This is a genomic window from Sphingopyxis sp. BSN-002 (genome assembly GCF_022024275.1).
In the GTDB taxonomy this organism is placed as follows: domain Bacteria; phylum Pseudomonadota; class Alphaproteobacteria; order Sphingomonadales; family Sphingomonadaceae; genus Sphingopyxis.
The window spans coordinates 256,145-275,500 of the sequence record NZ_CP091804.1 but is presented as its reverse complement, the minus strand read 5'-3'; the positions used below and the strand labels follow the sequence as shown (position 1 = coordinate 275,500).

At 64.2% G+C, this 19,356-nt stretch carries 17 protein-coding genes and 1 tRNA gene; 11 read left to right on the top strand and 7 right to left on the bottom strand.

Translation table 11 applies throughout. The features are described 5' to 3' along the window. Positions 1–9 precede the first annotated feature (9 nt). The 4 genes from L7H23_RS01540 to L7H23_RS01525 all read right to left on the bottom strand — a co-directional run bounded on the left by L7H23_RS01540 (position 10) and on the right by L7H23_RS01525 (position 7,408). A complete protein-coding gene (locus tag L7H23_RS01540; protein WP_237837607.1) occupies positions 10–2,496 on the bottom strand; it encodes a TonB-dependent receptor in 2,487 nt (828 codons plus the stop codon). Between the two features lies 1 nt (position 2,497). Beyond that, positions 2,498–3,433, bottom strand: coding sequence for a FecR domain-containing protein (locus L7H23_RS01535; protein WP_237837606.1), 936 nt, complete (start codon positions 3,431–3,433; stop codon positions 2,498–2,500). Continuing rightward, entirely contained in the window at positions 3,426–3,944 is a 519-nt protein-coding gene (locus L7H23_RS01530; protein WP_237837605.1) for a sigma-70 family RNA polymerase sigma factor, read from the bottom strand. Before L7H23_RS01530 ends, L7H23_RS01535 begins: the two co-directional genes overlap by 8 nt. 260 nt (positions 3,945–4,204) lie before the next feature. Continuing rightward, positions 4,205–7,408, bottom strand: a complete 3,204-nt coding sequence (locus L7H23_RS01525) for an autotransporter outer membrane beta-barrel domain-containing protein (protein WP_237837604.1) — start codon at positions 7,406–7,408, stop codon at positions 4,205–4,207. Positions 7,409–7,589: 181 nt separating this feature from the next. Between L7H23_RS01525 and L7H23_RS01520 the strand changes: the two genes are divergently transcribed. Next, a complete protein-coding gene (locus tag L7H23_RS01520) occupies positions 7,590–8,306 on the top strand; it encodes a 2OG-Fe(II) oxygenase (RefSeq protein WP_237837603.1) in 717 nt (238 codons plus the stop codon). A gap of 2 nt (positions 8,307–8,308) precedes the next feature. Here the strand turns inward: L7H23_RS01520 and L7H23_RS01515 are convergent. Then, positions 8,309–8,398, bottom strand: a tRNA-Ser gene (locus L7H23_RS01515). A 226-nt stretch (positions 8,399–8,624) separates the two neighbouring features. Here L7H23_RS01515 and L7H23_RS01510 point away from each other — a divergent pair. From L7H23_RS01510 to mazG, 10 genes are all read left to right on the top strand, one after another. Further along, on the top strand, positions 8,625–9,617 hold the full coding sequence (locus L7H23_RS01510; protein ID WP_237837602.1) for a lytic murein transglycosylase: 993 nt from the start codon (positions 8,625–8,627) through the stop codon (positions 9,615–9,617). Further along, positions 9,601–10,599 carry a septal ring lytic transglycosylase RlpA family protein gene (locus L7H23_RS01505; protein ID WP_237837601.1) on the top strand — a complete coding sequence of 333 codons (999 nt, stop codon included), beginning with the start codon at positions 9,601–9,603 and terminating at the stop codon, positions 10,597–10,599. Before L7H23_RS01510 ends, L7H23_RS01505 begins: the two co-directional genes overlap by 17 nt. Positions 10,600–10,607: 8 nt before the next feature. Beyond that, positions 10,608–11,576 (top strand): D-alanyl-D-alanine carboxypeptidase family protein, encoded by a 969-nt coding sequence (locus L7H23_RS01500; RefSeq protein ID WP_237837600.1) that lies wholly within the window; start codon positions 10,608–10,610, stop codon positions 11,574–11,576. 78 nt (positions 11,577–11,654) lie between these two features. Next, positions 11,655–12,281: a dTMP kinase gene (gene tmk / locus L7H23_RS01495; protein ID WP_237837599.1), complete on the top strand. Its 627-nt coding sequence runs from the start codon at positions 11,655–11,657 to the stop codon at positions 12,279–12,281. After that, complete coding sequence (locus L7H23_RS01490) at positions 12,278–13,258, top strand: DNA polymerase III subunit delta' (protein ID WP_237837598.1); 981 nt, start codon at positions 12,278–12,280, stop codon at positions 13,256–13,258. The genes tmk and L7H23_RS01490 overlap by 4 nt, the downstream gene beginning before the upstream one ends. Before the next feature lie 38 nt (positions 13,259–13,296). Beyond that, on the top strand, positions 13,297–14,871 hold the full coding sequence (gene metG, locus L7H23_RS01485; RefSeq protein ID WP_237837597.1) for a methionine--tRNA ligase: 1,575 nt from the start codon (positions 13,297–13,299) through the stop codon (positions 14,869–14,871). Continuing rightward, the gene (locus L7H23_RS01480) at positions 14,871–15,647 is read left to right on the top strand and encodes a TatD family hydrolase (RefSeq protein ID WP_237837596.1); all 777 of its coding nucleotides are present in this window, start codon (positions 14,871–14,873) and stop codon (positions 15,645–15,647) included. Before metG ends, L7H23_RS01480 begins: the two co-directional genes overlap by 1 nt. A gap of 13 nt (positions 15,648–15,660) precedes the next feature. Beyond that, positions 15,661–16,425, top strand: a complete 765-nt coding sequence (locus tag L7H23_RS01475) for an MBL fold metallo-hydrolase (RefSeq protein ID WP_237837595.1) — start codon at positions 15,661–15,663, stop codon at positions 16,423–16,425. Further along, positions 16,422–16,604, top strand: a complete 183-nt coding sequence (locus L7H23_RS01470) for a hypothetical protein (RefSeq protein ID WP_237837594.1) — start codon at positions 16,422–16,424, stop codon at positions 16,602–16,604. Before L7H23_RS01475 ends, L7H23_RS01470 begins: the two co-directional genes overlap by 4 nt. A 68-nt stretch (positions 16,605–16,672) precedes the next feature. Beyond that, positions 16,673–17,455, top strand: a complete 783-nt coding sequence (gene mazG, locus L7H23_RS01465) for a nucleoside triphosphate pyrophosphohydrolase (RefSeq protein ID WP_237837593.1) — start codon at positions 16,673–16,675, stop codon at positions 17,453–17,455. Here mazG and hflX read toward each other — a convergent pair. Both hflX and hfq read right to left on the bottom strand, forming a co-directional pair. Then, complete coding sequence (gene hflX, locus L7H23_RS01460; RefSeq protein WP_237837592.1) at positions 17,433–18,773, bottom strand: GTPase HflX; 1,341 nt, start codon at positions 18,771–18,773, stop codon at positions 17,433–17,435. The genes mazG and hflX overlap by 23 nt on opposite strands. A gap of 9 nt (positions 18,774–18,782) precedes the next feature. Next, the gene (hfq, locus tag L7H23_RS01455; RefSeq protein WP_275671248.1) at positions 18,783–19,343 is read right to left on the bottom strand and encodes an RNA chaperone Hfq; all 561 of its coding nucleotides are present in this window, start codon (positions 19,341–19,343) and stop codon (positions 18,783–18,785) included. Positions 19,344–19,356: the final 13 nt, after the last annotated feature.

The following is a 19,356-nucleotide window of genomic DNA, read 5'->3' as shown; positions in this document are numbered from 1 at the left end:
CGTCGCCGCTCAATAGGCGACGTCGATGGCGATCCGGAGCGTGCGCGGGCGCAACGGGGTCAGGAACCCCTCATTGCCCTCGACAAAGGGGGTTCCGAGCGAAAAGCGGTTGCCCCGCGAGTCGAACAGATTGGTGAGCGTCAGCGACAGGCCACGGCGCTCGTTTCCGACACGCATGGCGAGCCCGGTGTCGACATAGTCGCCCTGGCTCTCGCCGAGCACGGGGCCGATACCGAGGCGCGACGGCCCGATATAATTCGCCCACCCGTTCACGCGAAAATCCTGATCGCCGATGACGGTCGCATAGGTCACCGACCCGCGCACCGCGTGGCTCGCAACGTTCGGAATGCGACCGAGGCGGGCAGGCGCAGCCGCGAATACCGGGAGGATCTGCGGCGAGAGATTGTCGACCCGGCTGTGGTTATAGACCGCGCCGAAGTCGAACGTCAGCCGCGAAGTCGGCCGGACGGCGATCGCGCCCGACACGCTCGTGATACGGCCATCGCCGATATTGGCGGTAGTCGGGAAACCGTTGCTGTCGATGAAATCGGCCTGGATGTTCCGCCAGCGGGTATGCGACACCGAAACGCTCGCATCGATCAGGCTCTTTCCCTTGTCGCCAAAGCGCATCCCCGCTTCCCAGGTACGCACCTGATCATTGAGGAAACGGCGAACGAAATTGCCGTCGACCGCCAGCCCGCCGGGCCGGAAACCTTCCTGATAGCGCGCATAGAGCCGGACATTGTCGAACGGCGTCGCGAGCAGCGAGAAGGAGGGCAGGAGGTCGGTTTCGGTCCGCGAGGCGGTCGTCGCTCGATTTGCCTGGGCCAATGCAAAAGCCACATCCTCGGCTTGCCCCCCGAGCTTCGCATGTGAAAGGCGAAGGCCGCCCGATGCGACGAGGTCGGGCATCAGCTCGACGGTTGCTTCGGCATAGCCCGTCAATTCGGTGACCGTGTTCGTGACCCCGGGCAGCACCGCGCTCAGCGCACCATAGCTGTATTCGCGGTTCTGGCGCGCCCGATTATCGATGAGGCTGGCGCCGACGACCCAGCCGAGCCCGTCGCGGAACGGGCGCGACAGCCGGTTCTCGCTGACGAACATCCGCGTCCTGTTGTGCTGGTCGAGTACCCTCGGCACGTCGCTCATGGGAATGATCTGGATCGGAGCGAACAGACGCGCCACGTCGACCGTCCCCACTGCGATACCCGAGCCGTCCCCGCTTCCCGGCTGGGCGTTGGGCAGGCTGGCATCGAACCGTTCGAAAAGCCGATGGTCGATATAGGCGTTGGACGACTGGAAATGCAGATCATCCCAGTCCTTCATCACGACGATCGAACCCATGCCATAGCGTGCCGTCGCATTCTGTTCGACCATCGAACTGCGCGTCAGTGGCGGCGCGTCCTTGTCGGCATATTGCGCATCGTCGGACGTGATGGCCTGATAGACGCCGCCGAAATCGACGGTCCAGTTATCGCCCGCATCAAGCCTGAATGTGCCGCGACCGCCGCGAATATGGACGCGGTTGACGTCATTCTGTCCGCGAAGGGGATTGTCGATATAGCCGCCGTCGGAAATCGTGTAGCCGACGAGGCGCAACGCATGCCTGTCGCCGACGGGCACGTTCGCGATCGCCGCGAGGTCGCCGCCCGGATCGCCATGCTGCGTCACGGAAAAGCCAGCGATCGCCTGAACCGAACTTTCGACGGGATCGGGCGCCTTGGGAATCGTACGGATGATCCCGCCGAGCGACCCTGCGCCATAGAGCGTCCCCTGCGGCCCCTCGAGGACTTCGACGCTGTCGATGTCGTAAAGGCGAAGGTCCGGGTCGGGCGCATTGTAGCTGAGGCGGATGTCGCCGAGATATTGTCCCACCGTCGCCTGAGTCGGCCCTGTAAAACTTGAATCCGCGATGCCGCGGATAAACAGCTTGTTGCGCCCCGAACCGAGGTGGGTCGAAGAAACGGTCGCAACCCGCGACAGGATGGATTCGGTCCCGCGCTCGCCACCGAACGCCAGATCGTCGCCATCCAGCTGGGTGGCGACGCCGGCAAAGTGCGAATAGGGAAGGTCGGTTTTCGACGCAGTGACGACGATCTCGTCGCGCTCCGCCGCAACCGTATCGGTCGCCGGAGCCCGGGCCCGCGGTTGCGGCGCAGCCCGCGGCGGATCACGGCGAACGAGCCGTGGCGACGGAGGTCGCCGCTCGATCCGCCAGCTTGTCGGACTCACCCGCACGACACGGGCATCGGTTCCGGCCAGCATTCGCCTGATCGCCGCCTCAACGCTCATCCGGCCCTTCACCGGTTTGACCTCGGCTTGCCACAGCCGCCCGTCGGCGACGCTGACGCTGACGCCGGCCTGGCGGCTGAGCTGGGGAAGGCTTGTCGAAAGCGTCCCTCGCGGCACATCGAAGGCGCGTTCCTCTGCCGCCTGAACCTGGGCAGGCAGGCCCACCAGCAGCATCGCCAGTGCAGAGAGGCTCCCCCGCTTCATCCTAACGCGTCAGCACCCAGCCGTCGCCGCGCTTTTCGGCCCTCGTTCCGGACAGCGCTGCAAGGTCGGCGATCGTGCGCCCGCGATCCTTGTCGATAATCAGCGCGCCACGAAACGACCGGTCGGCCGCCTCGGGAGCAATACTGACGTCCATGCCGGCGGTACGTTTCAGGTCTTCGGCGACCACCGCCAGGGACGTTCCGCTGTAAACGAGCAGGCCCGAGCGCCAGCCACCGATGTTTGCAACGTCGACATCCCGCACCTCCGGCGGTTTCCGGTCGTCGTCGCCGGCATCGATCGCCTGTCCCGCCTCGACGCGAACCTTGTCGCGCGCCGGATTATAGAGAACCACACCTTCCGACACCGCGACCGACGTCTGGCGCCCGCTGCGAACCACATTGAAAGCGGTGCCAAGGTCCACGATCCGCGAGGTGCCCGCCTCGACCACGAAGGGATCGGTTTCGCGGTGAACGACGTGGAACATCGCCTCGCCCGATTCCAGTCGCGCGAACCGCGGCCGATCCTTGTCGAGCGTGACAACCGATGCGCCGTTGACCTCGATCTTCGAACCGTCCGCCAGCTTGATCGTCCGGTGCTCCCCGGCGGCGGTCTCGATCCGGTTTGGGTCGCCGAACAGGCCGAGATTGGGCAGCGTAACTGCCGCGACGAGCGCCGCAGCGATCGCCCCGCCGAACCACGCGCGGCGCGAAGGACGACGACGCTCTTCGGGATAGACGGCAACCGACGGCTTCACCGCAGGTGGCAACGCCTCCAGATCCTCGTCGAGCGTCGCAAGCAGGTCGTAGGTGGCCGCATGCGACGGATCCTCTGCCAGCCAGTCAGCGAAACCGTCCCAGTCCGAGAATTCGGGGTCGCGCTGCCGGATGATCCATTCGATCGCCGACGCTTCGACCATGTTCGTCACATCCTCAGACATCGAACTGCCTCCGCGCCGTTGCGATCGCGGCGTAAACTTTGCGCAGGTCTGCCTCCACCGTACTCAGGCTGACGCCCATTTCAGCCGCGATCTCGCGCTGCTGGATGCCGTCCATCCGGAAGCGGCGAAAGATCCGTGCCGGGCGGTCACCGGTCCCGGCGATCGCCTTTTCGACGAGCATGAGTTGTTCACGCGAAATGAGCATCCGTTCGGCCGACGGGCCAAGGCCATCGGTCGCATCGCTCCATGCCTTGTCGCGCAGCTGGCTTTGTCGTCCGGACCGATAGCGATCGAGCATCAGGTTGTTTGCGGCGCGCATGACATAGGGCAGGGGGTCGGCGATCGGGCCAGTACGGCGTTCGGTCAGGCGCATCCACAGGTCCTGGAACAGGTCCTCGGCGGTATCGCCCGCACCGCGCACCTCAAGAAAGCGAACGATGCGGTCGCGGTTGGCGAGCAACACGCCTTCGAGGCCTTGTGCGGCGTCGGTTCGATCACTCGCCTGGGTCATGGATTGCTTGCTTTGGAACGCCATCTTCTTCGGGTGCGCGAGCATATGTCGCACACCATCCGGCCCCCTTGTGTGGCCGCCATATAGCGCGAAGTCCTGTCCTTGCAACCACAACGAAAGTCCGCGAGCCGATGCAGTCCGCCAAACATTCGATACGGGGAGAACCTGCGACTGCATTTGTTTCTCTCATTCGGGCCTGTGCAAGGGGGAAGCGGGGGTAGGGAGGTGCTTCCCCCTTGCTGCGGGCCAGCCGAAGGGGGCTAGAGGCCGACCCGCAGGCTCGCACGGAAAGCCCAGCCGATGTGGCTTTGCTGTTCTTCCGCGGACACTTCACCGGCAATCTGGAAAGCCGAATTGCCGGCGATGCCACGGAAACGGCCGACCCAGCCGCTCGTGCGATCATCAGGAGTAAGGGTGAAGGGGGTGCCATCCTTGAACGATGCCGTCGTCACGCCAAGGTTGCCGCTGACGATCTGGCGGCGGCCGCCTTCCAGCTCGAAACGGGTCCAGCCATCATATTCGTCCGAGCCCCCGAACTGCAAGCCTGCGGTGATCGTTCCGGTGACCGACAGTTCGTCGCTGTCGCGGCCCAGGACATTGAGGTTCAGCGCATCGCCGCCGCCCGTTTCCTGATAGCCGTCTTCCTTCAGCTTGAAATAGTCGACCCCGACCATCGGACGGATCGTGATTCCGCCGACCTTGGCGTCCTTCGCGATCGAGCCCGATGCCGACCAGAGGGTCGCATCCCACTTGCCCTTCATCGTCTTTTCGATCTCTTCCGCGCCGTTCTGGGCGCGGAAGATGCGCGTACCCTTCAGGCTGATCGGCGCGCCCGACACCCGGGCATTCGCCATCCAGCCGTCCGACTGCAGACGCCAGTGCAGCGCACCCTCGAACTGGCTGGACGTGACTTCGCTCTCGTTGCTGCTGTTGCCGTCCTTGCCGTTCAGGAAGGCGACCGATGCACCGAAGTTGCCGACGTCGGACTTGATTTCACCGCCGAGCGAGATGCCCCAGCCGCTTACGTCATAGCCCGCCGTATTTCCGACGCCCTTGGCGGTGCCCCATACGGCCTGGTTGACCCAGTAACGCCACTTGCCCTGGTCCTGATAGGGAGCATTGGGATCTTGCAGATACCGCGACAAGGCACGCGAGCCGGAGGTGACGGTTTCGAACACGCCGCCCTCATGCTCGGGCAGCATCTGGCCGAGCTGGTTGCGGAACTGCTCGCCGTCGGTGATGCCAAGGAACACGTCCTCGATCTTCTGGTCGGCCGATACCGCATCGATAGCGGCGTCGAACGCGCTCGATTCCGAACGGTTAAGGCCAAGATCCGTGGTGCTCTTGCGCGTCACGTTGACAAGCAACTGGTTGGCGTTCGACGTCAGCGTGCCCTTGTAAAGGAAGGGGAGCAGCGTGGAGGTCGCGGTCAGGTTGCTCGCGCCGGTCAGCGTTCCCGCCATCAGCACGACATGGTTGCCCTCTGCGCTTTCGATATCCTTGATCTTGAGGATCAGCTTCGATTCCGCACCGAAGCTCGCGTTGCCCGACACATTGAGCGCCGTGCCATCGGCCCCGCCGTCGAGAAGGACGGCAAGCGAGCCCTTGTTGGTGACGGCGAGCGACGAGATCGTCGCGCTGCCGCCGACATCGAAAACACCGGCGTCGACCGAAACGGCAAGGCCCGCGGAGTTCAGCAGCTTGCCCGAGAAGCGCGAGGTCCCCGCGATCGTCAGCGTATCGGCACCGCCGCCGAAGTCGGCCGTACCGCTGAACACCGAGGTGCCGGCAAGCGCCATGGTGTCGTTGCCGCCGCCAAATTTGGCGAGCCCCGCATAGGTTGCGTCACCCGACAGCGACAGGCGGTTGTTGCCAGCGCCGAAATAGCTGTTTCCCTTCACCGAGCCGTCGGCGATGTCGAACACGTCGTTCCCGCCGCCAAAGCGGACGTCACCGACGATGCTCGGGGCGGCGATGCCCGAAGCGACCGCGGTCTGCTTGACCGTCGCACCGCTATTGTTCGCCGACAGGTCGATCGCGATATTGCGGTCCGACGTGGCGAGAGCGCCCGTCGCGCTGATCGTGCCGCTGTTCTCGACCGTCGAAACCGTGCCCGACAGGTCGACGATCGCACGCGCCGTGCCGTTGTCGCCGCCCGCCTTTGCGGTAATCGAACCGCTGTTGCGGATCAGCGGCAGGTTGCCGCCCGTTTCGACGAGGATCGCGGTGGTGATCGCGCCGGCGGCGTTGCCGCCTGCCGCCTCGACCTTGCCCGCAACGCGGATTTCCGGGGTGCTCGTGCCCGCGCCGACGCGGATCGCCGTCGCCGATGCCCCGTTCGAGACAGCCGAAACGCTGCCGCCGATGCCGACGCCGCCGGCAATCGTCACGTTCCGGCCCATCCCGCCGAGCTGGATCGCAGTGGCGTCCTTGCCCGAATAGAGGCCGTTTCCAGTCACCGATCCGTCGATGATCACGCCGAGGCCGGTACCGGTCCCCGCAACCGCACCGATGTTGACGTCCTGCGTCGACGAGCCGATACGCAGCGCCGGCGCCGAGCCGAAGGAGCGGATCGAACCGGTGCCTTCCTTGTCGTCGTCGATGCCGTCCTTGTCCTCGTCCTTGTCGTCGGGCTTGGTATCCTTCGGCGGGATCGCAACCACGATACCGCCGGCGACATTGCCTTCGATCGACAGCGCCGGACCACCGATCAGAAGATCATCGGCATCGAGTTTCGACGGATCAGCCGGCGCGGTGGTGAAGCGGTACCCCGACGCGGTCAGCGTGCCCTGAACGACCAGCGCGCCGCCGATATTGCCGGCAAGCCGTGCGGCCGTAGCGTTCTGGCCCACTGCGGTAATGCTGCCGGCAAGGCGGACGTTGCCGCTGACATTCTGCAGCCCGACGCCGAGGGCGTTGTCGCCGAGGACCGAGACGGCGCCGTTGTTCTGGAAATCGCCGGTCAGAGGCCCGCCAAGGCGTATGCCCGCCGAGTTGTTGCCCTCGACGGTGATCTCGCCATTATTGATGACGTTGCCGGTGAAGGCGCCACCGGTCGCGATGCCGACGCGGTTGTTGCCGACGGCAAAGGGGCCGTCGATGTCGCCGTCGTTGTCGATATCGGTCGGCGCATAGCTTTCGTCGATGATGATCTTGGCGCCGGCGGCGTTGGTGATGCCGCCGCTCGCGCCAGCGTTCCCGAAGATGCCAGTTGCGCCGTCCGAATTGGTGATCTGGATCGTGCCTTCGTTCACCACCTTGTTGTTGCTGTCGATCGTGACGGCAGTGCCGCTCGCCGGCTTCACCGAACCCGCAGCCGTGATCTTGATGTCGTCGGGCGCGCCCGACTTGATCGTCGAGGTGCGGACCGGGGTGGTCGTTGCGGTGGTGATGGTGGTTTCGGCCTGTGCGGGCGCCGAAATGATCGCGGCCAGGCAGGTGGAGGCCAGCAAAGTCTTGCGCATGAAATTCCCTCTTGTGATCTCGCCGGGTGAACCCCGGAACCGATCACAAGACGGAGGCCTTCCTCGCTGCCCTTGGATAAATTTTCGGGAGGCGCGGTGTTTGACCGCAAGAAACGGAATGCGGGTCGTGTCCGATGGCGAATAGTGAGGCATTCATCAGCACCGGGCCCGAGGATCAATCATGTCGTTTGCCAGCATCGAAAGTCTTGCCGCGAAGCTCGATCGCAAGGCCCTGGCTACGGATTTGGCGCGGCAGGGATGGCACGTCCTGCGAGGCGTGCTTGGGGAGGGGGCATGCGCCGGGCTTCGCCGGTCCTACGCAGATCATGCGCTTTATCGCAGCACCGTAACGATGCAGCGCCACGGCTTCGGCCGCGGCGAGTATCGCTATTTTGGCTATCCGCTACCCGATCCGGTCGCCGCGCTGCGGGAGGCCTTCTACCCACCCCTCGCGCAACTCGCCAACGACTGGGCCGCACCCCTTGGGCGATCGCAACCCTATCCCGCCGATCATGCGACCTATCTGGCGCAATGCGCGCTGGCAGGCCAGCCCCGGCCAACTCCGCTGATACTCCGTTACGGGGAGGGCGATTATAACTGCCTGCATCAGGATCTTTACGGCACCGAGCATTTTCCCTTCCAGATCGCGATCCTGCTCTCGCGCCCGGGTGAGGATTTCGAAGGCGGCGAATTCGTCATCACCGAGCAACCTCCCCGCATGCAATCGCGCCCGCATGTCATTCCCCTGCGGCAGGGCGACGCCGTGATCTTTGCGGTCAACGAAGCGCCGCGCGCCGGAACGCGGGGAACCTACCGCGTCAAGCTGCGTCACGGCGTCAGCGAAATCCGGCACGGCGAACGGTTTACGCTGGGCGTGATCTTTCACGATGCGGGGTGATCTGGCGGACAGGGTGGGATTCGAACCCACGGTGAGCTTGCACCCACGGCGGTTTTCAAGACCGCTGCCTTAAACCACTCGGCCACCTGTCCGTCGGCGCCGACATAGCGCGCATCCGGAGGTCGGCAAGCAAAACCTGCCCGACTCGTTCCATCGCGCTTATGACTCGGCCCGTCCCGCAAGATACGCGCCGGGGGGTGGCCAAGGCGCGTGCATCTGTGTCAGACAATCCCTATGGGTGGGATGATGACACGCGCTAGTATTTCCGGAATCGGACGTCTTTTCAATTATGCAGGCGTTGTCCTGTCCGCTTGGGTGATGACCGCATCCGCTCCCGTTCACGCGCAGAGTGGCGACGCGGGCTTCGACACCTATGTCCAGTCGCTGTGGTCCAAGGCGCAAGCGCGCGGGGTCTCGCGCGCGACATTCGACCGCGTGACGAGCGGCCTTCGATACAATGCGCGGGTGGTTGCGCTCGACCGCGACAATCTAGGCGCACCGCCCAGCCCCGACACGCCGATCCCCAATTTCGCGCCCTACAAGGCCAAGCATGTCGACGCCTCGCGGATCAACGGCGGGCGCCGCGTCCACGACCGGCTGCTGCCATTGCTGTCGCGGATCGAGCAGCGGACAGGCGTGCCGACCAGCATCATGATCGCCATTTACGGTCACGAAACCGCTTATGGCGCGGTGACCGGCAATTTCGACCTGCCCGAAGCGCTTGCGACGCTTGCCTATGAAGGCCGTCGTCGCAGTCTGTTCGAACCCGAATTCCTTGCGACACTCGAAATGGTACAAAAAGGCGTCCCGCGCGAGGTTTTGAAGGGCAGTTGGGCCGGCGCTTTCGGCTATCCCCAATTCCTCCCCTCGGTCTATCTGCAGGTCGCCGAGGACGGCGACGGCGACGGGGTGGCGCGGATCTGGTCGAGCGAGGCCGATGCGATCGAATCGATCGGCGCCTATCTTCGCCGTGCCGGCTGGCGTGCCGGACAGCCGTGGGGGGTCGCGGTGCAGGTTCCCGCCGGCTTCAACCGCGCGGCGATGGCAAGCCGGCTCCAGCCCACCCGCTGCCCGCGCGTGTTCGCCCGTTACAGCCGATGGCGCAGCATGGCCGAATGGCGCGCTGACGGTTTCCAGACCCTCAGCGGGCGCTGGCCCGACGGTCAGGTACAGGCCACGCTGCTGGAACCCGACGGCCCGGGAAAGACCGCATATTTGCTGACCGGTAACTATCGTGCGATATTGGACTATAATTGTTCCAACTTTTACGCACTTTCAGTGGGGTTGCTGGCGGATGAAATCGATCGTTAGGGGCGGGGGCCTCGCAATCGGAGCAGCGTTGCTGCTCGGCGGATGTGGCAGTTTTGACGGCAAGCGCGAAGGCGGCCCTGCGGCCGGCCCGGCTCCGGCGCAAGCGAGCGATCTCGTCAGCGATACGCCGGTCAAGGTCGGCGATCCCTATACGGTCGCCGGCGTGACCTATACGCCCGCCGACATTCCCGACTATGACGATGTCGGCTATGCCAGCTGGTATGGCGAGGAACTGGGCGGGAAACAGACCGCCAATGGCGAGACCTTCAATCCCGACGGGATCAGCGCCGCGCACAGGACGCTGCCGCTGCCGAGCTATGTCGAGGTCACCGCGCTTGATACAGGGCGAACGATCCTGGTCCGCGTCAACGACCGCGGTCCGATGGTCAGCGACCGGCTGATCGACCTGTCGCGCGGCGCCGCCGAACAGCTTGGAATCGCGGACGGCCCCGCAGCCGTGCGTGTACGCCGGACGAATCCGCCGATGGCCGAGCGCATGCAGCTTCGCGCCGGAAAGGCCATACCCGAACGCATCGCGACTCCGGATTCGCTGCTCGCAATTCTGCGCAACAAGCTGAAGGCGCAATCGACACCGAAGGCAGCCGCTGCCGCGCCTGCAACGGCACAACCGGCGGCGCCCGTCGCCTCGGGAAAGGCGAAGCCGGGGGACGACCGCATCGTCGTCGGGGCTCCGGCCACGAAGAAGCCTGACGTGAAACCCGCAACAAAACCGGCGGCGGCAAAACCTGCCCCCGCGGCAAAGCCGGCGACCACGGGCTCCTATGCCGTTCAGGTTGGAGCATTCAGCAGTGAAGCCAATGCCAACACCGCCGCCAGATCGGTAGGCGGCACGGTTACCAAGGCCGGAAAGCTGTGGCGTGTCCGCATGGGTCCCTTTGCCGCTGAAGGCGATGCCAAAGCCGCGCTGGGCAAGGCCAAGGCCAAGGGATTCCGCGACGCAGCGGTCGTCCGGGACAAATGAGGATCCGCGTGCGCGCCAGCAGTCTCGCCAAGGGAACAGGCGCCGCGCTAGCCACAATTTCGCTCCTCGCATCTATTCCTGTTGCTTCTGCACCCGCTGCAACGCCGAAGAGCCTGTCTGTCGCTCGTGCGCCCTACACCACCCAGGCGCCGATCGTGATGCTGAAGGATCTCGATTCGGGCCGGATTCTCTTCTCACGCGGTGCCGACAAACGCTTTGCTCCCGCGTCTATGACCAAGGTGATGACCGCCTATGTCGTGCTGGACCTGATCAAGAGGGGACAGCTCTCGCGCGATACGATGTTTACCGTCGAGGATGCGACATGGAAAAAGTGGAGCGCGCGCTCGCGCAGCTCGAGCATGTTCCTGAAGTCGGGCGAAAAGATCTCGGTCGACGACCTGTTGAAAGGCCTGATCACCGTTTCCGGGAACGACGCAGCCGCTGTTCTTGCCGTCGGAATCGATGGTAGTGAAGAGGCTTTCTCCAAGCGGATGAATGTCATGGCAAACAAACTTGGTATGGCATCGAGCAATTTCGGCACGCCAAGCGGTTGGCCCGATGGGGGCGTGACAAAGGTCAGCGCGGGCGATCTGATCCTGCTCGCCGACCGGCTGATCCGCGATCATCCCGCCGCCTATACGCGCTATTTCTCCATCCCGAAGCTCCGCCACGGAACCGCTCCCGACGGAAAACCCATCATTCAGACCAATCGCAACCCGATCCTCGGGCGCTTCACCGGTGCCGACGGGCTCAAGACAGGCCATACGTCGGAGGCGGGTTATTGCTTTCTGGGCTCGGCGAAGCGCGACGGTCGCCGTCTGATCATGGTCGTCGCGGGAATGCCCAGCGAAAAGGCGCGCCGCGACGAGGCCGAACGGTTGATGAACTGGGGTTTCGGGGTCGAAAGCCCTCCGGCGGTCGCCCAGACTGGGCGCGGGGGAACTTCGAGTGGCAAGAAGGCCGCCTCGACGCCTTGATGACAAAGCCTTTGCAGGCGGCTACCGCCTGATCATGCACGGGCGGCACCTCCTCCTCTACATCGGCAGACCGGCGACATGAATCGCGGGCGCTTCATCACGCTCGAGGGCGGGGAAGGGGTCGGCAAATCGACCCAGCTGCGCGCTTTGGCCGCTGCGCTCGAAGCGCGCGGGATCGACGTTGTCGCGACGCGCGAACCGGGTGGCAGCGCGGGCGCCGAGGCCATCCGTAGCTTGCTGATGGAGGGCAATGACGACCGCTGGGACGCGCGCAGCGAAGCCCTGCTGTTCGCTGCAGCACGTGCAGATCATGTCGCTCGTACGATCCGTCCCGCGCTCGAACGCGGCGCCTGGGTGCTTTGCGACCGGTTCGTCGATTCCAGCCGTGCCTATCAGGGCGGCGGCGGCGGAATCACCGACGCTGATCTGCTCGCGCTTCATGGTATCGGATCGCAGGGCTTGTTGCCCGACCGGACATTCCTCCTGACGCTCGATACGGCAGAGGCCGCGCGTCGGCTTGCAGTGCGCGATGCCGGGGGCGTCGACAGGATGGGCAGCAAGCCCGCAGACTATCAGGCGCGCCTCGCGGCGCGGTTTGCCGAAATTGCGGCTGCCGAACCCGACCGCTGGCGCACGATCGACGCCCGAAGGCCAGCGGATGCCGTCACCGCGGCCATCATCGCCGAACTGGAGAGCTGGCTGTGATCGGCCATGAACAGGCCGAACAGGCGTTTATCGAGGCGTGGCAGACCGGACGGCTTCACCATGCGTGGCTGCTGGCCGGCCCGCAGGGGATGGGAAAGGGACAATTCGCCGCGCGCGTTGCCCGCTTCCTTGTCACCCACGGCCGCAGCGGCGACGGGGAACCGATCGCACTCGACGATCCGGGCGATACGGCGGCAGGCAGACTGGTCGACGCGGGCAACCATCCCGAGATCATTCATCTGACACGGCAGATAAAGGACAAGGGCAAGGAACTCGCGCGCAATATCACGATCGACCAGGTGCGCGGGGTCATCCGCCGGCTTCACCTGTCATTGTCACTCGGTGAATGGCGCGTGATCATCGTCGACGCGGTGGACGACCTCGAGACCGATGGCGCCAATGCGCTACTCAAGACACTGGAGGAACCGCCCGCCCGTACCCTGTTCCTGCTGGTCAGCCATTCGCCGGGCCGCTTGCTACCGACGATTCGCTCTCGATGCAGAACCTTGCGTTTTCAACCGGTTGACCGTGACGTCATGACAGCCTGGCTGCACGATCAACGCGCGATGCTCGACATGAGCGAAGTGCGCGCCATTGCGGTCGCGTCGGGCGGCGTACCCGGCAAGGCGCTCGCCCTGATCGACAGCGATGTGTCGGCAATGGAGAAGAAGCTGCTCGCTATTGCAAGCAGCGGCGACCCCGGCAACCGCCTTCGCGAAGCGCTTGCCCGCGAGGTCGGGGGTTCGAGCAATCGTGCACGGCTCGAGCTTGTGATCGACATCGTGCCAAGCCTTATTTCGCAGCTCGTGCGCGAACGTCCCATTGCGGAAATCGCGCCGGTGCTCGCGCAATGGGATCGGGTCCAGCGCAATGTGCGCGACGCGATCCGCGGGTCCTATGACGGTGCGATGGTCGGGTTCGAGATCGGCAACTGCCTCGCCGAACTAGCGCCACGACAGGGACAAGCCGCGCGCTGACGCTTCCCCTCGCGCGCGCCACCCGCTAAGGCGCGCGCATGTCCGAACCATTCTACATCACGACCGCCATCAGCTATCCCAACGGCCGTCCGCACATCGGCCATGCCTATGAGGCGATCGCCACCGACGTAATGGCGCGTTTCCAGCGCGCCCGCGGCCGCGACGTGCGGCTCACGACGGGCACCGACGAGCATGGCCTTAAAATGTACCAGACGGCACGCGACCAGGGCCGCCCGACGATCGACCTCGCCGACGAAATGTCCGGATATTTCCGCGAGATGTATGCCAAGCTGAATATCAGTTTCGATCATTTCATGCGCACCTCCGACCCCGCGCACCACGAAGCGTCGCAGGCGCTGTGGCGCGCGATGGAGGCCAATGGCGACCTGTATCTCGACCGCTACGAGGGCTGGTATTCGGTCCGCGACGAGGCCTTTTACGACGAAAGCGAGCTGACGCAGGGGGAAGGGGAGATCAAGCTCTCGCCCCAAGGCACGCCGGTCGAATGGACCGTCGAGGAAAGCTGGTTCTTTCGCCTGTCGGCCTATCAGGACAAGCTGCTGGCGCTCTACAATGACAACCCTGACTTCATCCGCCCGGAAAGCCGCCGGAACGAGGTACTGCGCTTCGTTGAGGGCGGGCTCAAGGACCTGAGCGTGTCGCGCACCAGCTTCGACTGGGGCGTGCCGGTACCGGATTCGCCGGGGCATGTGATGTATGTCTGGGTCGACGCGCTGACGACCTATATGTCGGCGCTCGGCTACCCCGATCCGGAAAGCGAATGGGGCCGGTTCTGGCCCGCAAACATCCACATGATCGGCAAGGATATCGTTCGTTTTCATACGGTTTACTGGCCGGCTTTCCTGATGAGCGCGAAATTGCCGCTGCCAAAGCAGGTCTTCGGCCACGGCTTTTTGCTCAACCGCGGCGAGAAGATGTCGAAGTCGCTCGGCAATGTCGTCGATCCGATGGAACTTGCGGAGCGTTTCGGTGTCGACGCGCTGCGCTATTATCTTCTCCGCGAGGTCAGCTTCGGGCAGGATGGCAGCTATTCGGCCGAAGCGATCGTACGCACCGCCAACGCCGATCTGGCGAACAGCTTCGGCAATCTCGCCCAGCGCAGCTTATCGATGATTTTCAAGAATTTGGACGGCAAGATTTCAGCTGACTATGCGCCCGCGCAAGACGATACTGACCTTCTTGCCGATCTGTCCGCGATGGCAACCCAGCGCTTGCCGCAGGAATTCGAGCAGCTCGCTTTCTCGGTCGGCATCGAGGACTGGATCCGGGCGGTCTTTGCCTGCAACCAGTATGTCGACACGCAGGCGCCCTGGGCGCTGCGCAAGACCGACCCTGAGCGTATGCGCGCGGTGCTGATGACCCTGTTCCAGGCGGTCCGCACGCTCGCGATCGCGATCCGTCCCGTAGTGCCGGCGGCCGCGGACAAATTGCTCGACCAGATGGGCGTTGCCGAGGATGCGCGCGATTCCGCCGCGCTAGCCGATACGGACTGGTTCGCGAAACTTGCTGCCAGCGGCTTTACCGTCGGCCAGCCCGTGCCGATCTTCCCGCGCCTCGAACTTCCCGAGGGCGAAGGGGAAGGGGAGGCTTGATGCTCGTCGATTCGCACTGCCACCTCAACTACAAGGGGCTTGCCGAGCAGCAGGGCGAGGTGCTGGCGCGAGCGCGGGAGAAGGGCGTTACCGCGATGCTCAACATCGCGACGCGAGAGAGCGAATGGGACGATGTGCTCGCGGCGGCCGAGATGAACGACGATGTCTGGGCCAGCGTCGGGATTCATCCGCACGATGCCGACAATCACCCGGATGTCGATACCGCAAAGCTCGTCGAGCGTGCCGCACATCCGCGTGTGATCGGCATCGGCGAAACCGGTCTCGACTATTATTACGACAAGAGCGACCGCGTGCGGCAGCAGGACAGTTTCCGCCGTCATATTCACGCGTCGCAAGCGACCGGGCTGCCGGTGATCGTCCATACGCGCGACGCCGAAGCCGATACGCTCGCGTTGCTCGGCGAGGAGATGGGCAGGGCGACCTTCCCCGGCGTGATCCACTGCTTCACGGCCAGCGACGATTTCGCGCGCAAGGCGCTCGATCTTGGCCTCTACATCTCGATCTCGGGTATCGTGACGTTCAAGAATGCTGCCGAGCTTCAGGCGACCGCCAAATGGCTGCCACAGGACCGGCTGCTGATCGAAACCGATTCCCCCTTCCTTGCCCCCGTCCCGCACCGCGGCAAAACCGGCGAGCCGGCCTTCGTCGCCGACACTCTGAGTTTCCTGGCAGACCTTCGCGGCGAGGATAGGGAGGCGCTGGGGGCCGCAACAGCGGCAAATTTCTACGCGCTTTTCAACAAGGCGGCGCCATGACGTCACACCGGCCATGAGGCTCAGAATTCTTGGTTGCGGGACGTCTTCGGGGGTTCCGCGGATCGGTAACGACTGGGGCGCATGCGACCCCGACAATCCGCGCAACCTGCGGAGCCGGGCATCGATCATGGTCTCGCTCGGCGGGTTCCGCATTCTCGTCGATACCAGCCCGGACATGAGGCTCCAGCTGCTCGACGCCGGTGTGGGCGAGATCGATGCCGTCATCTGGACGCACGAGCACGCCGATCATACACACGGACTCGACGATCTGCGGCAGGTTATGCACCTGCGCCGCTCGGCGGTGCCGGTCTATGCGCGCGACCATGTGCTCGACATCCTGAAATGGCGGTTCACTTACGCCTTCGCCGGAAATGCCGGCTATCCGGCCTCGGTAGATCCGGTCGATCTGCACGATCACCAGTCGATCGGCCCGATCGAGGTTTCTGCAATCGAAATGCCGCATGGCCCCATCAAGGCCACCGGACTGATCTTCAGCGACGGTGCGCATAGGATCGCCTATGCGACTGATTTTTCGAAATTTACAGATGAGATGGTCGATTTCTTTCAAGGGGTCGACCTGTTCGTGATCGACGCACTTCGCCGCTATCCGCATCCGACCCATCCGCATCTCGCGATGACACTTGAAGGCCTCGCCAAGGTGGGCAATCCGCGCGCGATCATCACGCATATGGACAATACGATGGATTATGATGACCTTGCGGGCGAACTGCCGCCGGGCGTCGAGCCGGGCTATGACGGGCTGGAGGTGCAATTGTGACTGGCGACGATGCTGTCCAGCTGGCCTGGTTCGTCGGATCTCTGGCGCTGGTCATCAGCGCCCTGGCCGCGCGCCGGATCAAATTTGGCGATGGCGTCAAGATGGCGCTCGCGTGGGTCGCAATCTTCGGACTGGTGTTTCTCGCGATCTGGGCGTTCCGGATGGCGCGAGGGGGATAGGCTCGGGAGACCCCCTGCGCACTCTTGCCTGGAATAATTTAACATAATATATATTATCGGATAATTACATGCCCGACGCTGCGACGCCCGCACCCCGATCCCCCATCGACCGCCTGCTTGGCGTCATGGCCCGCCTGCGCAATCCGGATGGCGGCTGCGAATGGGATCTGGCGCAATCCTTCGCAACGATCGCGCCATACACGATCGAGGAAGCCTATGAGGTCGCTGACGCGATCAACGGCGGCGATCCGGATGCCATCTGCGACGAGCTTGGCGATCTTCTGCTTCAGGTCGTGTTCCATAGCCAGATCGCCGCCGACGACGGACTCTTCACCTTCGACGATGTCGCCACCGCAATCAGCGACAAGATGGAGCGCCGCCACCCGCATATCTTCGGTGACGTCACGACGTCCGACGTGCGGCTGCAATGGGAGCAGATCAAGGCGAACGAACGCGCCGCCGACGGTCCCAAGGGCGCGCTCGACGGCGTCGCGCTGTCGCTGCCCGCACTGCTGCGCGCCGAAAAACTCCAGGCGCGCGCTGCGCGCGTCGGTTTCGACTGGCCCGACAGCAACGGCCCGCGCGACAAGATCGCCGAAGAACTCGACGAGGTCGCCACCGCGACCGACGACGCGCACCGGCACGAAGAGGTCGGCGACCTGCTCTTCGCGGTCGCCAATTACGCCCGCAAGCTCGGCGTCGATCCCGAAGCCGCGCTCCGCGACGCCAATGTGAAATTTGCGCGGCGCTTTGCCGCCATGGAAGCCAACGCCGGCGGCAGCCTCGCGGGTCTGTCGCTCGACGAACAGGAAGCGCATTGGCGGGCGGTCAAGGCGTCGGAGCGCTCCTGAGCGGCCACAGCCGTTCGAATCGCGCGCGGTCGGCGGGATCGAGCCGGACGGTCAGTACATGCCCCTCACCCTTCGGCTGGTCGGACAATACTTCGCCGCGAGCGTGCAGCCATGCCATCGCCTCGCCCTGCGCGTACGTCAGGAAAATACGCTCGACCTGATGCGCTGCGGTCAATTGTGACGCCATGAGCGTCCGCGCCGCCTCGACGCCCTCTCCCGTCATGGCCGAGATCACCGCGACGTCGGGACGCCGCGCCGCCATTTCCTCGATCTGCGCGCGGCGATCGGTATCGGCGGTATCGATCTTGTTCCAGATTTCGATCTGCGGAACGGCATCGGGGGCCGCGTCCCCTTCCCCGTCCTGCGGCCCGTTAACGCCAAGCGAATTCAGGATTGTCCGGACGTCGTCATATTGCGCATCGCTGTCGGGATGGGCGATGTCGCGGACGTGGACGATCAGATCGGCCGTCGTGACTTCCTCGAGCGTTGCGCGGAACGCAGCGACCAGTTCGGTCGGCAGATCAGACACGAAACCGACAGTATCGGACAGGATAGCCTTGTCGATCCCCGGGAGGCGTATCTCGCGCATCGTCGGGTCCAACGTCGCGAAAAGCATATCTTCCGCCATGACGTCACTTCCTGTCAGACGGTTGAAAAAAGTAGATTTTCCGGCATTGGTGTAGCCAACGAGCGCGACCACCGGCCAAGGCGCGCGTTGCCGCTTCGACCGTTGCAACTGGCGGGTCCGCCGTGCTTCCTCAAGCTGCCGGCGAATGCGCGCCATGCGGTTGCGGATCATCCGGCGGTCGGCCTCGATCTGCGTTTCGCCGGGGCCGCCCAGGAAGCCAAAGCCGCCGCGCTGACGTTCGAGATGTGTCCAGCTGCGCACCAGCCGGCCCGCCTGATAATCGAGGTGCGCCAGCTCGACCTGCAACCGCCCCTCGGCGGTCGCAGCACGCTCGCCGAAGATTTCGAGGATCAGGCCGGTCCGGTCGATGACCTTCGTACCGAACTCGGTTTCCAGATTGCGCTGCTGGATCGCGGTCAGCGCGGCATCGACGATGACGAGCTGAACGCCATGCGCGGCAATGTCCGGCTTGATCGCCTCGATCTGGCCCACGCCGATCAGGGTCGCAGCGCGCGTCTGACGCAGCCGCAAGGGATGCGCCGCCACCACGTTGAGGCCGATCGCTATCGCCAGCCCCTTCGCTTCCTCGACGCGGGCATCGAGGTCGCGCGGAAGACGCTGACTATACCATTCGGGCACGACAAGGAGCGCGGCGGCGCCGCGGGTTACTTCGTCTTCGTTGTCGGTCATCGTGCCAAATCAGGCGCCCGTGTCGCCGTCCTCGTCGCCGTCACCCGTCAGGTTGATCGGGCCATTGGGCTGAACCGTCGAAATCGCGTGCTTGTAGACGAGCTGGACCTGCCGCTCGCGCTCGAGCAGCATGCAGAACAGGTCGAACGCAACGATATCGCCCTGCAGCATCACACCGTTGACGAGGAACATCGTCACCGATTCGTCGGAGCGACGCACGGCGTTGAGGAACACATCCTGCAGCGCCTTGCCCTTCGTTGCGGGGACCTCGCGAATGTCGGCACCCAGCGCGCCGACGTCGAAATCGTGCGACGGCATCACCGTCGAGATCGCATGCTTGTAAACCAGCTGCGACTGACCGTCGCGGCGGAGCAGCAACGAGAAATTGTCGAACCAGGTGATGATGCCCTGAAGCTTGACGCCCTTGACGAGGAACATCGTCACCGGTGTCTTGCTGCGGCGCAGCGCGTTGAGGAACAAATCCTGGAGATTCTGATTCTTATCGGACATATTTGCCTCCTTGTATTGGCGGTAGAACCGCGGGTGCGGTGCCGGTTTTCCGGCGTTCAGGACCTTCTTCGCA

Excerpts from the sequence above, each read along its gene's own strand:
- L7H23_RS01540 (WP_237837607.1), bottom strand. The coding sequence starts at position 2,496 with ATGAAGCGGGGGAGCCTCTCTGCACTGGCGATGCTGCTGGTGGGCCTG.
- L7H23_RS01535 (WP_237837606.1), bottom strand. The coding sequence starts at position 3,433 with ATGTCTGAGGATGTGACGAACATGGTCGAAGCGTCGGCGATCGAATGG.
- L7H23_RS01530 (WP_237837605.1), bottom strand. The coding sequence starts at position 3,944 with ATGACCCAGGCGAGTGATCGAACCGACGCCGCACAAGGCCTCGAAGGC.
- L7H23_RS01525 (WP_237837604.1), bottom strand. The coding sequence starts at position 7,408 with ATGCGCAAGACTTTGCTGGCCTCCACCTGCCTGGCCGCGATCATTTCG.
- L7H23_RS01520 (WP_237837603.1), top strand. The coding sequence starts at position 7,590 with ATGTCGTTTGCCAGCATCGAAAGTCTTGCCGCGAAGCTCGATCGCAAG.
- L7H23_RS01510 (WP_237837602.1), top strand. The coding sequence starts at position 8,625 with ATGACCGCATCCGCTCCCGTTCACGCGCAGAGTGGCGACGCGGGCTTC.
- L7H23_RS01505 (WP_237837601.1), top strand. The coding sequence starts at position 9,601 with ATGAAATCGATCGTTAGGGGCGGGGGCCTCGCAATCGGAGCAGCGTTG.
- tmk (WP_237837599.1), top strand. The coding sequence starts at position 11,655 with ATGAATCGCGGGCGCTTCATCACGCTCGAGGGCGGGGAAGGGGTCGGC.
- metG (WP_237837597.1), top strand. The coding sequence starts at position 13,297 with ATGTCCGAACCATTCTACATCACGACCGCCATCAGCTATCCCAACGGC.
- L7H23_RS01480 (WP_237837596.1), top strand. The coding sequence starts at position 14,871 with ATGCTCGTCGATTCGCACTGCCACCTCAACTACAAGGGGCTTGCCGAG.
- L7H23_RS01475 (WP_237837595.1), top strand. The coding sequence starts at position 15,661 with ATGAGGCTCAGAATTCTTGGTTGCGGGACGTCTTCGGGGGTTCCGCGG.
- mazG (WP_237837593.1), top strand. The coding sequence starts at position 16,673 with ATGCCCGACGCTGCGACGCCCGCACCCCGATCCCCCATCGACCGCCTG.
- hflX (WP_237837592.1), bottom strand. The coding sequence starts at position 18,773 with ATGACCGACAACGAAGACGAAGTAACCCGCGGCGCCGCCGCGCTCCTT.